The sequence below is a fragment of the Promicromonospora noduliphila genome (genome assembly GCF_056951025.1).
The window spans coordinates 5964802-5980948 of the sequence record NZ_CM167806.1 but is presented as its reverse complement, the minus strand read 5'-3'; the positions used below and the strand labels follow the sequence as shown (position 1 = coordinate 5980948).

The 16147-nt window shown below is 71.2% G+C and carries 8 protein-coding genes; 3 read left to right on the top strand and 5 right to left on the bottom strand.

The window, feature by feature from the left end:
- Positions 1–86 precede the first annotated feature (86 nt).
- Positions 87–1388 carry an MFS transporter gene (locus AC0QU1_RS26180; protein WP_483573570.1) on the bottom strand — a complete coding sequence of 434 codons (1302 nt, stop codon included), beginning with the start codon at positions 1386–1388 and terminating at the stop codon, positions 87–89.
- A 105-nt stretch (positions 1389–1493) separates the two neighbouring features.
- Between AC0QU1_RS26180 and AC0QU1_RS26175 the strand changes: the two genes are divergently transcribed.
- Positions 1494–3911 (top strand): esterase-like activity of phytase family protein, encoded by a 2418-nt coding sequence (locus tag AC0QU1_RS26175; protein WP_483573569.1) that lies wholly within the window; start codon positions 1494–1496, stop codon positions 3909–3911.
- A 142-nt stretch (positions 3912–4053) separates the two neighbouring features.
- Here the strand turns inward: AC0QU1_RS26175 and AC0QU1_RS26170 are convergent, their stop codons facing one another.
- Together AC0QU1_RS26170 and AC0QU1_RS26165 are read right to left on the bottom strand one after the other, a co-directional pair.
- Complete coding sequence (locus AC0QU1_RS26170; protein WP_483573568.1) at positions 4054–5493, bottom strand: alpha-amylase; 1440 nt, start codon at positions 5491–5493, stop codon at positions 4054–4056.
- 154 nt (positions 5494–5647) lie between these two features.
- Positions 5648–5839 carry a PspC domain-containing protein gene (locus AC0QU1_RS26165; protein ID WP_483573567.1) on the bottom strand — a complete coding sequence of 64 codons (192 nt, stop codon included), beginning with the start codon at positions 5837–5839 and terminating at the stop codon, positions 5648–5650.
- A gap of 223 nt (positions 5840–6062) precedes the next feature.
- Between AC0QU1_RS26165 and AC0QU1_RS26160 the strand changes: the two genes are divergently transcribed.
- Positions 6063–8465 carry a hypothetical protein gene (locus AC0QU1_RS26160; protein WP_483573566.1) on the top strand — a complete coding sequence of 801 codons (2403 nt, stop codon included), beginning with the start codon at positions 6063–6065 and terminating at the stop codon, positions 8463–8465.
- A gap of 45 nt (positions 8466–8510) precedes the next feature.
- Positions 8511–9344 carry a hypothetical protein gene (locus tag AC0QU1_RS26155; protein WP_483573565.1) on the top strand — a complete coding sequence of 278 codons (834 nt, stop codon included), beginning with the start codon at positions 8511–8513 and terminating at the stop codon, positions 9342–9344.
- Between the two features lie 36 nt (positions 9345–9380).
- On the opposite strand, the gene AC0QU1_RS26150 is transcribed toward AC0QU1_RS26155, so the two are convergent.
- Both AC0QU1_RS26150 and AC0QU1_RS26145 read right to left on the bottom strand, forming a co-directional pair.
- The gene (locus AC0QU1_RS26150) at positions 9381–14273 is read right to left on the bottom strand and encodes a DUF3418 domain-containing protein (protein ID WP_483573564.1); all 4893 of its coding nucleotides are present in this window, start codon (positions 14271–14273) and stop codon (positions 9381–9383) included.
- A 104-nt stretch (positions 14274–14377) separates the two neighbouring features.
- Positions 14378–15922 carry a glycoside hydrolase family 76 protein gene (locus AC0QU1_RS26145; protein ID WP_483573563.1) on the bottom strand — a complete coding sequence of 515 codons (1545 nt, stop codon included), beginning with the start codon at positions 15920–15922 and terminating at the stop codon, positions 14378–14380.
- Positions 15923–16147 lie beyond the last annotated feature (225 nt).

Sequence of the window (16147 nt, the reverse complement as noted above, 5' to 3'; positions counted from 1 at the left end):
CTGTAGGTAACTAGCCTCAATCCTTGCACCGTTCGAGCGGCAAAACAGGCATCTTCGGCTCTAGAGACCGGACCTCATCCACGAATTCACCCGCTTAGCGGTTGCCGGACGAGCGAAGCCGTGCGAGAGGCGCGCAGACCGAACAGAATCGCCGCGGCGACGTACCCCACGGCGAGGGCGGAGAACAGTCCCGGCGACCATCCGGCGTCGGGCACGAGGAAGGCCGCGAGGGCCGCGGCGCCCACGAAGGCCGCGTTGTAGAGGACGTCGTAGAAGGCGAAGGCGCGGCCGCGGTAGGCGTCCTCGGAGTCCCGCTGCACGATCGTGTCGACGGCGATCTTCGCGCCCTGCGCCGCCAGGCCGAGCAGCCCGGCGGCGGTGACCACGGTGACGAAGCCCGGCTCGGGCACGAGGATCAGCTGCGACAACCCGGCCGCCAGCAGCATCACCGCGATCCACGACTGCGGGGCCATATGCCGGGCCAGCGCCGCGGTGAACAGGATCGCGAGCCCGCCGCCGATGCCGGTGGCGCCGATCACCGTGGCGAACGTCGCGAGGCCGGCGGCGGAGTCGCCGGGATCGGCCAGGAGGTTGCGCGACATCAGGATGGACGCGATGAACACCACCCCGTACAGGAAGCGGTGCAGCGCCATCACGAGCAGCGCCTGACCGGGGGTGCCCCGCGCGGCCAGGTAGCGGGCGCCGTCGACCAGGCCGCGGGCCACCACCACCAGCTCGTTGCGGATGGAGCCGACGGCGGGGCGCAGCGGGCCCAGCAGCGTGCGCGACATCCGCAGCCCGAGCAGCGAGGCACAACCCATCACGACGGCCGCGCAGGCCAGCGCCGTCGCATCGTGGGCCCGGCCCGCTGGCATCGCGAAGCCGAGCAGGAAGCCCAGGCCGCCCCCGAGGAACGCGGCCCCCGCGCCGAGCGTCGGCGTGAGGGCGTTCGCCGTGAGCAGCAGGTCGCCCTGGACCACCCGCGGCAGGCCCGCCGAGAGGCCGGCGAGCAGGAACCGGTTCACGCTCAGGGCGGCGAGTCCCAGCACGTAGATCGTCGGCGTGACGCCCTGGGTGAGCATGAGCACCGCCATCGTGCCGGTGAGCAGCACGCGCACCGCGTTGCCGTACACCAGGACCTGGCGTCGCTGCCAGCGGTCCAGGAACACGCCCGCGAACGGGCCCACCACCGTGAACGGCGCCAGCATCACCGCGAACGCCCCGGCGATCGCGGCTGCCGACCCCTGCGACTCCGGGCTGAAGAACAACAGGTTGGCGAGCCCCACCTGGAACATGCCGTCGCCGGCCTGGGAGACCAGGCGCACCGCGAACAGCTTGCGGAACCCGGGCAGGCGCAGCAGGGCGCGCAGCTCGGCGAGGACGGTCACGCCGCCGAGCCTATCGGCGCGGGCCCCGAACCAGCGCGGGGAAGTTCACCTGCGGGACATCCCCGCGCCAACCCACCGACACCGCATCGCGTCACCGTGCCCAGCGTGTCTCCTCACCGCCGCCATGCGGCCTTCATCGCCTCGGGCGCGGCTCTCGCGCTCGGTCTGAGTGCGTTCCCCGCGCTCGCCAACCCGCTGACCGGTGCCGCAGAGACGGGTGTCTCGAACGGTTCGGCCGGCGCACTGGGCGTCTCGACCGGCTGGACCAGCCCGCGCGAGACGTTCCACCGCCTCGCCACCTACCCCGTCTTCCAGAACGTTCCGGCGGGCACCGACCCCGCCGAGGCGACGGTCGCCGAGATCTCCGCCGTCAGCGAGGACGGCAGGACCCTCGTCCACACCGACGCCGCCGCGCGCCGCATCGGCTTCGTCGACATCAGCGACCCCGCCGCGCCGCAGGGCCTCGGCACCCTGTCGCTCGCGGAGCTCGGCTCCGAGCACGACGAGCCGACGTCGGTCGCCGTCGTCGGCGACTACGTGCTCGTGGTGGTCGACAGCTCGACGTCGTTCACGGCGCCGTCCGGCCGCCTCGACATCGTGGACCTCGCGACGCGCACCCGGGTCCGGTCGATCGAGCTGGGTGGCCAGCCCGACTCGATCGCCGTCACGCACGACGGCGCCCACGCCGTCATCGCCATGGAGAACCAGCGCGACGAGGACGCCCTGCCCGACACCGGCGAGGGCGAGGAGGGCGACCTGCCGCAGGCGCCCGCCGGATTCCTGCAGTTCGTCGACCTCCCTGGCACCGATCCCGCGGCCTGGCAGGTGCGGCCCGTCACCCTCGACGAGGCGGTGCTCGCGGCCGCCGGCCTGGACACCCCGCAGGACGCGGAGCCGGAGTACGTGGCGATCAACCCGTCCGACACCAAGGTCGCGGTGACGCTGCAGGAGAACAACGGCATCGCCGTGCTGGACGTCGAGTCCGGCGAGCTCGAGAACGTGTTCACCGCCGGCGACGTCGCGCTGGAGGGCGTGGACGCCGACGACGACGGGGCGATCGACCAGACCGGCTCGATCGAGGCGGCCCCGCGCGAGCCCGACGCGATCGGCTGGATCGACGACGAGCACGTCGCCACCGCGAACGAGGGCGACTGGAAGGGCGGCACGCGCGGCTGGTCGGTCTTCGACGCCACGACCGGCGACGTCGTCTGGGACGCCGGCGCCGAGGTCGAGGAGCTCGCCGTCCGCGTCGGCCTGCACAACGAGGACCGCGCGGGCAAGAAGGGCGTGGAGATCGAGGGGCTCACCGTCGCGACGCTCGACGGCGTCCGCTACGCGTTCGTCGGCTCCGAGCGGTCCAACTTCGTGGCCGTCTACGACGTGTCCCGCGCGTCGCGGCCCCGCTTCGTCCAGGTGCTGGCCACGACCAACGGCCCCGAGGGACTCGTGACGGTCCCGTCGCGGAACCTGCTCGTGGTCTCCTCGGAGGAGGACTCGGCCGAGGACGGCGTCCGCGCATCGGTCTCGATCTTCGGCAAGGGGTACCGGTACGCGCAGGAGGCGGGTACCAGCGCCTTCCCGTCGATCGTCTCCGCCGACGTGCGGCTCGGCGGCGAGAGGAAGCCGATCGGCTGGACCGCGCTGGGCGCGCTCTCGGCCGACCCGGGCAAGCGCGACCGCCTGTGGACGGTGACCGACGCCGCGAAGTCTCCGACGTCGATCCTCTCCGTCTCGACCGCCGGACCCCGCGGCACCGAGGACGCCCCCGCGGTGATCGACCGCGAGATCGTCGTCACGGAGGACGGCGAGCCCGTCGGCCTGGACGCGGAGGGCATCTGGGCGCGACCCGCGGTCCGGGGCAAGGCCGGCGGGTTCTGGCTCGGCGTCGAGGGCGCGACCGGTGCGGAGAACGCGCTGGTGCGGGTGTCGCCGTCCGGCAGCGTCCAGGAGCGGGTCAGCCTGCCCGACGACGTCGCGGCCGGCCTCGGCAAGTGGGGCATCGAGGGTGTGGCCGGGACGGTCGACCGCGCCGGCGAGCACCTGTTCGTCGCGCTGCAGCGCGGCCTGACCACCGACGACGGCCTGGGCGGCTACGCCCGCATCGGGCGGTACGACGTCGAGACCGGCGAGTGGACCTGGTTCGGCTACCCGCTGTCCGCGCCCACCGCCGACGGCGACTGGGTGGGCCTGTCCGAGGTCACGGTCGTGGACCGGGACACGCTCGCCGTGATCGAGCGGGACAAGCTCAACGGCCCGGCCGCCGCCCTCAAGGCCGTCTACACGGTGGACCTGCCGAAGCGGGACCCGCGTCCGGGGACGGTTCCGGTGCTGCGCAAGCAGCTCGCGATCGACGTGCTGCCCGCGCTGCGCGCGACGAACGGCTGGACGCAGGAGAAGCTCGAGGGCTTCACGATCGGCGGCGACGGCCGCGCGTACGCGGTGACCGACAACGACGGCGTGCAGGACGCGACCGGTGAGACGGTCTTCCTCGACCTGGGCAGCGCACGGCGGCTGTTTCGCTGAGGACCGACGTGGGTCGGGCGCGGGTTCGGCCCGCGTCCGGCTCTCGCCCTGATCGCCACCTCGCGGGGGTGCGTTGCGCCGAGTAGACAGGATCTACTCAGCGCAACGCACCCCCGCGAGCGTGTTCACCCCGGCCACTCCGTCAGGGCTTGCCGCCCACGTGGATCGCCAGCGCCCCGTAGGCGGGGATCGAGGCGGTGAACCAGCCGTCCCCGTTGACCGTCCGCGTCACCGAGCAGTTCGCGGACGCGACGACGTCGCAGTAGGTGCCGGCGGGCAGCGACGTCTGGAACGAGCGCTGGACGGTCGACGCCGTGTTGTTCAGCACCACGTATCCGCGGGTGCCCCGGCCGTAGGCGACGAGGTTGCCGCCGTCGTCCCACCAGTTCGTGACCTCTGTGCCGGAGACCGTGTTGTGGAAGCCGACCATGCCGCGGACCTCCGTCCAGCGCTGCGTGCAGGTCCACCGTCCGGCGCCGCAGGTCGCGTCGGGGACGGAGGTCTCGGTGGCGCCGGGCGCGCCGGCGTCGTTGTTCGAGAACTCGTAGCCCGAGTACACGGTGGGCGACCCGTACGGCCACGACAGCAGGAACGTGTTGGCCAGGATGTACTTGGCGCCCCACTTGTAGTTCATCGACTCGCCGTTGCGCTCCGTGTCGTGGTTGTCCACGAACACGCCCGCCCGGTTGTACGGCAGCGCGCCGTCGCCGATGAAGCGCAGGTTCTTGATCTGGCCGTCGAACTCCGCCTTGAGCCGGCGCGCGTACGTGAACTCGTGCGAGTCGCCGCTGCCCAGGTACTCCGACGGCTGGATCGGCTCGCCGGCCGCGCCGATCACCTCGTGCAACCAGTACACGTTCGGGTTGTTCATCCGGCTCTTGATCGCCTCCAGGTCCGACGCCGGGATGTGCTTCGAGGCATCGATCCGGAACCCGTCGACGCCGAGGGAGACGAGGTCGTCAAGGTAGTCGGCAAGGCGGTTCCGCACGTAGTCGGAGCCGGTGCGCAGGTCTTGCAGCGAGACGAGGCGGCAGTTCTGCACCTGATAGCGGTTGGTGTAGTCGGAGATGTTGGTGCGGCAGTCGTTGAAGTCGGGGGCGCTGTAGGTGCCGGCGAAGTTGTCGTCCGAGAACTGGGTGCCCGCCACGCCCGTGCCGGACTGGCCGGCTCCGGCCATGTGGTTCATGACGGCGTCCGCGATCACGCCGACGCCCGCCGCGTGGCACGTGGCGACCATGTTCGCGAACTCCGCGCGGGTGCCCAGCTTGGACTCGATGCGGTAGCTCACCGGCTGGTACGACGTCCACCACTGCGTGCCGCGGATGTGCTCCATCGGCGGGGAGACCTGGACGTAGCCGAACCCGGCCGGTCCGACGACGTTGGTGCACTCCGCGGCGACGGAGTCCCAGGTCCACTGGAAGAGGTTCAGGATGACGTCCCCGTCGCCGTGCGGCGGAGTGGCTGCCTCGGCCCGTTCCGCCGTCGGCGCGGCCGCGCTGGCGACCAGGCCGAGGGTGAGCGCGGTGGCGAAGGTCGTGAGGGCGGCGAGCAGGCGTCTGGGCACGTTCGGATGGCGCGTCATGGCGGCTCCTTGCGGCGTCGTCCCGGCTCGGGCGCGCGCGGCGTTGCGCGGCCTTTTCCGGATCTTGCTGCAAAGCATTGCAGACATCCGGGGTGAAACACCAGAGCCCGGACCGTGGTGGTCCGGGCTCTCGGTGGGTCAGGGGACGGTCGGGCTACTCGGGGTCGTTCGGCATGAGGAGCCAGAACGCGAGGTAAGCGAGGATCTGCGGACCGGGGATGAAGAGAGAGACGACGGCGAGAACCCGGACCAGCGTCGGGTCCCAGCCGAATCGGCGCGCGATGCCGGCACAGACACCGGCGATCATGCGCCCGCGGCGCGGACGGGAAAGTGTCGTTGTGCTCATGCCATCGACAGTATTTCCGCGACGTGCCGGCGGCCATCGGGTAACCCCCGGGCCTGCCCCTGAAGTAGGGCCTCGGATGGTCAGGGTGATATCGCGCCGAACCCTCACACCCACTCAGGCCTGAGCGGCCCGAAAGACACCGGGTGAACTGCGGCGAGATGCATTGAGGGCGCACTCGGCGCCCCCTAACCTGAGTCCGTTTGCTCGATGACCGGGAGTCGCCGTGGTGTCCTTTTCCTCATTTCCCGCGCGGCTCCGCGTCGTAGCGACCCGCGCCGGGGCGGCGCTCGCGGGCGGGGCGCTGGTCGCTTCCTCTGTGCTGATGCCGGTGACTCCGGCCGTCGCTGATGCGGCGGATCTGCCAGCGCCTTCTGGCGTCGGCATCGAAGGGCAGGCCTGCGGAGCGGAGCCGATCACGGTTGTCGTGGAGTACGAGGACTGGTCGTCGATGGCCTTCGACGTCACCTTCGATGACCCGACTGTCGCACATGCCGAGGTCAAGTCTGTCGATGCCGCCGGTGCGGTGCGCAGCCAGCAAGATCTTCCGGTTGTAGAAGGCGTGCTGGGCGGCACAGCCAGGGCGGACTGGCTCACGGACAACGCTGTGAACACACTCGTCGTCCGTGCCCAGAGTGCGGACGGAACTCTGACAGGGCCTGCCGTCGAGTGTCCGTTCCTCCTGCACCGTGCGCCAAATGCCTCGCTCTCCATTCTCCCAGTGCTCGGCACGGAGGCGGTCTATCCGAACAGCACTGGTCCACGCGGTGGCGTGGGAGTACCGGGCGCCTTCGTGGTCGCGGCACCGGTGAGTGCCGACACGGTGTCCTTTGCGTACGGCGTTACGACCAGCACTAACCTCCGGCCTACCGAGTGGACGACTATTCATGCGACTGCGAACGCTGTGATTCCGTTCGTTCCGACTTTCACGGGGGTCCAGTTCCTGAAGATCGTCGAGGTCGACAAGACCGGCCTCAAGGGCTCGTCGACGACGCGCTTCATCAACGTTGCCGAACCTGGCACTGCCCTGGACACTCCACCGGTGGTGTCGGTCGCAGAGCCCGAGGACACGCAGCCGGACGACGGGATGATTCCTCTCCGGATCACTGTGACGGAGGACCTGCAGACGTCGCGCGGCCCGACGGCGACGGGCGCGGTCACGCTGTACGACGGCACCACCGGGGTCGCGCGCACGACGTTCGACACGCGTGTCAAAGACGTGCTGGTACACCAGAGTCAGATGGGCACCGGCTTCCGAGACCTTCGCGCAGAGTATGTGCAGTACCCCGGCGCCGACGCCGTCACGACGACCGCGCGGATCTGCGCCACATCGTGCTCCTTCTCGGGTGGCTCGGCGAAGGTGGTCTCGTTGGCATGGAGCGGCAACCAGAGTCATCCGAGCTACAACAGCTACTACCGGGCGCAGTTCTCGGGCTTCACACCGACGCCTTCGTCGTACACATACCAGTGGCTCCGCAACGGCGTAGCCATCAAGGGCGCGACGAGCAGGGAGTACCTGAGCTCGCCCGACGACGTCGGACGCCGGATCTCGGTTCGGGTCACAGCGCATGGTCCTCGCATGAACCCTCGATCGGTGACTTCGACGCCCTTCACGGTCAGGGAACGAGACCCGATGCACGTCAACTATGGGGTCAGTCATGTGGGCTCGAGGTGGATGAGCAACTACTGCTATTGCGTTGCGAAGGATGGCGAGACTGCTGGCTCGACGGGTAGCGCGATGGCTGTGCAGGCGCTGGTCGCGTACCCGAGTTCGAGGTCGTACGCCACTCGTTCCGCGCCGCCGATCGAGGGCGAGAATGACACCGACTCGGTGCTCTGGTTCGAGATGGAGGGTTACGTCCAGGGCCGTGGTTGGGAAGGCTTGAAGACCAAGACCTACACGCAGTACGTCGGCAGCGTCGGTCAGAACCGCCGCCTCGAAGCCTTCCGGGTCAAGCCGGCAGGACCGCACGCCCGGTTCTACGACGTGTGGTACCGCGCCTACGTCCCCAGGTACGGGTGGCTCGGCTGGGCGAAGAACGGCGCGGACTCCGGCACCACGGGATACGGCTACCGCATCGAGGCGGTCCAGATGCGAGTACTGCCCAAGGGGAAGCGACCGTCGGCGTCGGGCACGGGGAACGCGCCCTTCTACGACCGGGCGACCCAGAACCAGGTGACAGTGCAGCCCTACCTGCGCCCTGCCGGCTGGAAGCCGCGGGTCCACGGCGGCGCCACCGCCGGGCTCACCGACACCTCGCAGCGGCTGAACGCCCTGCGGGTCGACGTGGACGGCCTGCGTTACTCGGGCGGCGTCCAGGTGTCGGCGAAGGTCGAGGGCGACGGCTGGCGGTCCTACGTGAGTGACACCAAGGTTGCGGGGACGTACGACCGCAGCGATCGGACCTCCGCCTACAAGATGCGGCTCACCGGCGAGATGGCCCAGCGGTACAACATCTATTACCGGGTCCACGTGGCGGGGATCGGCTGGCTCGGCTGGGCGAGGAACGGCGCTGGCGCGGGCACGGAGTCGTACCAGCACCGCAACACGGCCGTGCAGGTGGTGCTCGTCAAGAAGGGCGAAAACCCGTTGATGAGTGCTTACGGCCGGGCGGCGTACTGGCGCTGAGCTCCCTTGGCGCAAGTCCCTGGTGCGGCGGAACACAAACCGGGCATGAGCATCCAACGAAGGTCGCGGGAAGTCATCGGACCGATGGTCGCCGCCCTCATCGTCACGATGTCGGTGGGTTGTGCGTCGGCCAGCCCGGGCGCGTCCGCGCCGGACACCGGAGGCGACGCCTCCGCGCGTGAACCGTCCACGAGCAGCGCTTCCGTGGGCGGCGCCCAGCCGCCCTTGTACTCGTGCGACGAGCTGCGGGTACCGGCGGAGGTGCTCACGGACGGGCGCACCGCCGAGACGTTGGGGAGGGACGGCCAGACCGCCTTGGCGGGCATGGACGTCCCGGAGATAGAGCCGGCCGAGTGGCTCGTCCTCGAGGAGCGGCCCGAGCACGTGGCGCTCCTCCGCGAGCTGCCCGAGCCGACCGAGCTCGAACCCGGTGACCTCCACACGCACGAGTTCCTCGAGATCGAGCGGGTCGAGGACCCCAACGTGCCGGCACCCGGCTGGATGCTCTTCGGTGCCAGCACCTGTGCGCTGCGGACGGTCGCGGCCGGAGCCGCGAACGTCACGCCCGACCCGGGCCACCCGTTCGACCCGGCGTCGCGCCAGGTGCACCTGCTGATCACCGAGAGCGCGTGCGCGGGCGGGGAGGCCGCCGAGGGCCGGGTGCGGCTGACCACGCTCACCGAGGGCGAGGACACGGTAGACGTCGTGATCAACGTCGAACCGCTGGACGGCATGGCGACCTGTCAGTCCAACCCGCCGACGCCGTTCGTCGTCGAGCTCGCCGAGCCGCTCGGTGAACGGACGGTCCGCGACGTCGCCGTATACCCGGCGCGGGAGCTCAGTCTCACTGCCAGGACGGAACCGATACCGACCCACTGACGCGGCCGACGCCATCCGGCGGCGGCCGCACGATCCTCACCAGCCGTTCGGCGTCAGTACCTTCCGGATCCGCTTCTCGCTGACCGGTCCGTCCGTGCCGAGCTGCTGCGCGAACAGCGAGACGCGCAGTTCCTCCAGCATCCAGCGCACCTCGGCGAGCTCGGCAGCGCGGGCCGCGTCAGGAGCACCGGCGGCGTACGTCGCCTGGGCCTTCTCGTACGCGGACGTCACGTCGCCGATCCGCCACGCGAGGTCGGAGTCCCGCGCCGGGTTCTCCGCGGCCTTGGTCAGGCGGTGCGAGTCCGCGCGCAGGTAGCGGGCCAGGTGCGGCAGCCGCCGCGGCGGCGTCGCCGACACGAACCCGTCGTGGATCAGGCTCGCGCGGTGCTCGCGGAGGTCCTGCAGCGTGTTCAGCAGCGCAAGGCTGCCCGACGCGCGGACCTCCGCCTCGAGCGTCCGGCTCGCCGTCAGCGCGGCCACCACGTGGCCGACGACGCGGTGCACCTCGTCCTCCAGATGCTGCCGCACGAAGGCCAGCGCCTCGGCATATGCCGCGGCGGACCGCACCGACGCAGCGTCCGGCCCACCCGACGGCGTGTCATAACGCGCCGAGTCCCCACCAGACGTCAACGAGACGACAGCCGCCAGCTGCAGATCGGCGACCAGCGCCTCTGTGCTCGCATACGGTGACGCCGCCATCGTCAGCGACTGCGTCCCCGTCCACCGCGACGTGATCCGCCCGACCCCGAGCGCCGTCTCCGACAGCAGCAGCCGCCGCACTCCGGCGGCATGGGCGGCAGCCTGGGCACTCTCCTCGGCCAGGATCCGAAGGGACACACCAACGGACCGGGCCTGGCCCTTCACCTTGGGAGCGACCTCCTCCACGAGCGCCGGGAACCCCCGCACCACCACCCCGGCCCCCACGTCGGTAGACACGGAAAGCGGCAGCTCACCACCAGGCAGCCCCGAGGGCCACGCCGTCAGCCCACTCCGCTCCCCGACAACAACCCCAGCCGCCCCACTCTCGGCCGTCCCACCACCGGGCACACCACTGCCGGGCACACCGGACACACCACGACCAGCCCTCCCGACACCGACGTCCGCCCCGACACCAACCCCTTCGCCAACCCCACCCTGGGAGCCGCCCGTCCCCACCGAAGAAGAACGCCCGTCGCGGCCCCCAGATGAAGGCGACGCACCTACGAAGGGTGCGGAGGGAGAAGACCCCCGCGCGGACGTATCTTTTCCCGAAGTGGAGGGCCCCCCGGGGCCCGTGAACGCGTCCGCGCGGGGGTCTTCTCCCTCCGCACCCGCCCCAGCCAAGGCCCCCGCACCAAAGCCCCCAGCCGAAGCAGAGCCAGAAGAAGCAGCCCGAGCCTCAGCCAAGGCCGCCCCCACAGCCCCCCGCACGGCAGACCGCACAGCAGCCTCCGCCCGAGAAGCCAACTTCCGCTGCAACAGCACCAGATCCTTGGACTCGTCCAGCACCACCGACGATGCCGACCGCCCCCGCCCGCGCTCCTCGACCACCCGGAACGTCATCCGCAGATGCCCCGGCATCCGCTCGAGCCGGGAAGCGTCCCACACCTCCGCCGGCACGACGACGTCCCGCAGCGCGCGCACGGCCCGCGTGAACGCGGCGGTGTACGGCTCCGCCATGTCGCCGGCCCGCGCGATGTCCTCCCAGGCCGGGCACTCCGCGCGGATCCAGGCGGCGACCTCGCGCGCGACGTCCGGCGCGGGAACGAGCTCGCGCCGCACCGTCTTGGGCAGCGACTTGATGGTCGCGATGGTCAGCTCTTCGAGGAGGCCCGGCACCATCCAGTCGAACCCGTCGGGCACCACGCGGGCGAGCACGGCGACGGGGATGTGCACGGTCACGCCGTCGGCGTCGGACCCGGGCTGGAACTGGTAGGTGAGCGGCAGGGTGAGCTCGCCCTGCGGCCACGTCTCGGGGAACTGGGCCGTGTCGACGGACGCGTCGCCGACGAGCTGCTCCATCGTGAAGGTGAGCAGGTCCGGCGTCTCCCTGCGCGCCCGCGACCACCAGCGGTCGAAGTGCGCAGCGGACACCACGGAGTCGGGGACGCGCTCGTCGTAGAAGGCGAAGAGGTCGTCCTCGTCCGCGACCAGGCCGCGCTGCCGGGAGCGGGCCTCCAGCTCGCCCGCCTCCTCCAGCAGGGCGCGGTTGTCGTGGAAGAACCGGTGGTGCGTGGTCCACTCGCCCTGCACGAGCGCGTGCCGCACGAACATCTCGCGCGCCGCCTCCGGGTCGACCTTCGCGTAGAGCACGCGCCGGTCGGACACGATCGGCACCCCGTACAGCAGCACCTTCTCCGAGCACATCGCTGCGCCCTGCTTGCTGGACCAGTGCGGTTCCGAGTAGGTGCGCCGGGCCAGCGGCCCGGCCAGCTCCTCCGCCCACTCGGGCTGGATCCGGCCGACGTCGCGCGCCCACAGGCGGCTCGTCTCCACGAGCTCGCCGGCCATGATCCAGGCCGGCGGCTTCTTGGACAGCGGCGACCCGGGGAAGATCGCGAACCGCGCCCCGCGCGCCCCCACGTACTCGTTGCGGGCCTGCTTCTTGGCGCGCTTCAGCGCCGCCTCCCGCTGCGCCCCGCGCAGGTGCGCGACGGCGGACGCCTTGACCTCGCCGGTGTCCTGCATCCCGATCTGCGAGAGCAACCCAGCCAGCAGCGACCGGTGAATCGTGTCGTCGTCCCACGTCTGCCGATACGACGGCGACTCAGCCTCGGAGGGGGAGGGCGGCGATACCGCTGCGCCGCCGTCAAGCCGTAGCGGAGGGCCCCCTGGGGCCCGTGAGCGAGGCGGCGCAGCGGTATCGCCGCCCTCCCCCGGGCCCGACCGAGCGCCGGAAGACCGACGACGCGGCTGGAACGACATCTCGATGCCCAGCGGCTTCGACATCTCGCGGAGCTGGGCCACGACGTCCTGCCACTCGCGGATGCGCAGGAAGTTCAGGTACTCGGCCTTGCACAGCCGGCGGAACGCCGAGCCAGAGAGCAGGTGCTGCTGCTCCCGCACGTACTCCCAGAGGTTCAGGTAGGTGAGGAAGTCGGAGCGCGGGTCGGCGAACCGGGCGTGCTGCTGGTCGGCCTGCGCGCGCTGCTCGGCCGGGCGTTCGCGGGGGTCCTGGATCGACAGCGCCGCGGCCACGATCGCCACCTCGCGCGCGACGCCGTGCCGCGAGCCCTCGATGACCATGCGCGCCAGGCGCGGGTCCATCGGGAGCTGCGCGAGCGTGCGCCCCACCTGGGTGAGCCGCGTGACGCCGTCGGCGACCTCCAGCGCGCCGAGCTCGGTGAGGAGCTGGACGCCGTCGCGGATGGCGCGCGTGTCCGGCGGCTCGACGAAGGGGAAGCGCGCGACGTCGTCGGGGGTGCTCACCACGCCGACCGAGATCATCTGGAGCAGCACCGACGCGAGCGAGGTGCGCAGGATCTCGGGCTCGGTGAACTCGGGCCGCCCGACGAAGTCCTCCTCGGAGTAGAGGCGGATCGCTATGCCGTCGGCGACACGGCCCGAGCGGCCGCTGCGCTGGTTGGCCGAGGCCTGCGACACCGGCTCGATCGGCAGCCGCTGCACCTTGGTCTGCTTGGAGTAGCGGCTGATGCGCGCGGTGCCCGGGTCGACCACGTAGTGGATGCCCGGGACGGTCAGCGACGTCTCGGCGACGTTCGTCGCCAGCACGATGCGCCGCGCGGTGTGCGGCTGGAAGACCCGGTGCTGCTCCGCGCTCGACAGCCGCGCGTACAGCGGCAGGATCTCGACGTGCTGCGGGTGCTTCGGGTCGCGGGCGCGTTCCTTGAGGTGCCCGGTGAGGCCGTCGGCCGCGTCGTGGATCTCGCGCTCGCCCGAGAGGAACACGAGGATGTCGCCGGGGCCCTCGCGCATGAGCTCGTCGCAGGCCTCGATGATGCCCGTGACGAGGTCCTTCTCCTCGTCCCCGCCGCGCGACCTGCCCTTCTTCCTGCCGCCGGAGTCCCTGGGCCCGCGCGAGGTACCGGGGCGCTGCGCGGGCTGCTCGTTCTCGGCGTCCGGCTCGCCGTCGTCCGGCGACAGCGGCCGGTAGCGGATCTCGACCGGGAACGTGCGGCCCGAGACCTCGACGATCGGGGCGAGGTCGGCCAGCACGTCGGTGACGTACTCGGGCGCGCCGCCCCGCCGCGCTAGGGCCGCGGGGGAGAAGTGCGCGGCGAACCGCTCGGAGTCGATCGTGGCCGACGTGATGATCAGCTTGAGGTCCGGCCGCCGGGGGAGGAGCCGCGACAGGTAGCCCAGCAGGAAGTCGATGTTGAGGGACCGCTCGTGCGCCTCGTCGATGATGATCGTGTCGTAGGCGAGCAGCTCCGGGTCGCGCTGGATCTGGGCGAGCAGGATGCCGTCGGTCATGACCTTGACCAGCGTCTCGTCGCTGGACTGGTCGGTGAACCGGACCTGGTAGCCCACCACGCCGCCGAGCTGCGTGCCGAGCTCCTCGGCGATGCGCTCGGCCACGGTGCGGGCGGCCAGACGGCGGGGCTGGGTGTGCCCGATCTGGCCCTGCCGGCCGCGGCCGAGCTCGAGGGCGATCTTCGGGATCTGCGTGGTCTTGCCCGAGCCGGTCTCGCCGGCCACGATCACCACCTGGTTGTCGCGGATCGCGGCGGCGATGTCCGCGCGGCGCGCGGAGACCGGTAGCTGCGCCGGGTAGGTGATGGGCGGAACCTCGACAGCGGCGCGCTTGGCGGCCGCCGCTTCGAGCTGGGCGGCCGAGATGCGCTGCGGGCCGCCGCGGCGCGGCCGACGGTTCTGCCGGCCCGACTGCTCACCGGCCTGCCTGCCCGAGCCCCGGCGACGGTTCCGGCCCCCGCCCGGGCGGCCACGGTCGCCGTCGGACGCGGGGGTGGGGGAGGACTCGGTACTCACAACCCCTCATTCTCCCAGGAACGGCAAGGTGATATGCCGCCGGGCCTCGGCGGGGTGCCAGACCCACAGGTCATCCGGGTGATCCGTGGGTCTGGCACGCGGGCTCAGCTCGCCTGCGCCGCGTTCATCAGGTCCAGGGCGCCGTGCTGGCAGCCGTGCCCCGAGGTGGTGCGGACGAAGGGGCCGCTCCAGTGCGGGCCGTACATGCCGAGCGAGTCACGGTCGTTCGCGTACGCGGCGTCGGCCTGCCGGTCGAGGTAGCCGCTGTACGGGCGGTCGCCCAGCGCGGCGTTGAGCTTGCCCAGGCCACGGACGTAGGCGCCCTTGAACGAGGCTCCGTCGCTGTTGCAGTCGTCGCCCTCGTTCACCTCGCGCAGCACCCCGCCCGGGTTCAGGTACGTGGACGACGTCGAGGCGTTCGCCAGGTTCCGGGCGGTCGTGAGCAGCGCCGCGTCCCCGGTGGCCCGGTGCAGCTCGGTCAGGGCGCCGAGGATGACGCCCTGGTTGTAGGTCCAGGTGGGCTGGCCGTTGTTGACGCAGGCGTCGGTGAGCCCGTCGTTGACCAGGTTGCCGGAGTTGATCATGCCGCTGTTCCGGAACCAGTCCCAGCCCTCCCGTGCCCGCTGGAGGTACGTGGTGTCGCCCGGGATGCGGTTGTGCAGCGCCGCGTTGAGCTGGATGTACAGCTCGTTGGTGATGGCGTTCTTGTACGCGATGCCCGTGTTCCACTGGACGCCCCCGCCGCACTTGCTCGTCCACCACGCGCGCATGTGGTCGGCGTCGGCGCGGGCCGTGTTCAGGTACCTGCTGTCGCCGGTCAGGTCATAGGCGGCGATCCACGCCAGGCCCCACCAGCCGGTGTCGTCCAGGTACTCGTTGCGGAACTGGCCCTGCCGCGCGTTGACGTTCTTGTCGTAGGTCTGCGCGATCGCGTACCGGTAGCTGCCCATCCCGCTGATCCGGGCGTTGTCGATGACGGCGGTCAGCGCGTTGGCCGCCGTCCACCAGCCGTTGGTCTCGAACAGGCCGGTGTCGCGGTCCCACAGCATCATCAGCGCGGTCGCGGCCGCCGTCGAGCGGCTGCCGGCGTTGCGGTCGTTGCGTGCCCAGCCGGTGCAGGCTATCTCGGGCCGGTCGCCCGCCTTACCGCAGGCGCGCAGGGCGCCGACGCCGGCGGTGTTCCAGTCGTCGACGTTGTACATCTGGGTGCGCCAGCCGGTCCAGCCCGCCGGGGTCGTCGTGATGCCGAGCCGGCTGCCCGACGCCCACGTACGTCCGCCGTCGAAGGACCGGTCCAGCCAGACCTCGTCGCCCGCCTGGCCGCCGTCGATCGAGCCCCAGCCCATGACGTCGGGGTCCGAGACGTGCAGCCGGATCGTCCGGCCGTGGACGGTGGCGCTCACCGGTACGCGGTCGCCCGCCGCGTGCGCGGGGTCCCTGGCGTCGCAGTAGATGTCGCAGATGACGGCCTGGGGCGCCGCCGTCTCGGCGGCCTCGGCCCGGGCCGCCGCTTCCGGCGGGGCCGTGGCGGACAGCGGCACCGCCAGCAGGCCGGCGAGGGCCACGGTCACGCCGGCGCCGAGCAGGCGCCGTGCGCGGCGTCGGCGGGGGTGTCGGTGCGCGGAGGGTGTCTTTGACAGCGGTGTCATCGGTTCTCCCTGTGCTCGTCCTTGCGTCCGTCTGTGGAGGGTGGAGCGATAGCGCAGTGCGGCAGCGGGTCCGGCCCGCGGCCGCACCAGACTCACCGGAATGCGGCGGCACGTCAACGGTGTCCGGCAGATCGGGTGCGCAGTCCATGGGGATCCCTCCCCATGTTGTTCCCCCAGGCTTGCGACCTACCCTTTCGAAGTCTCTGTGACGTGCGGAGATGCGTG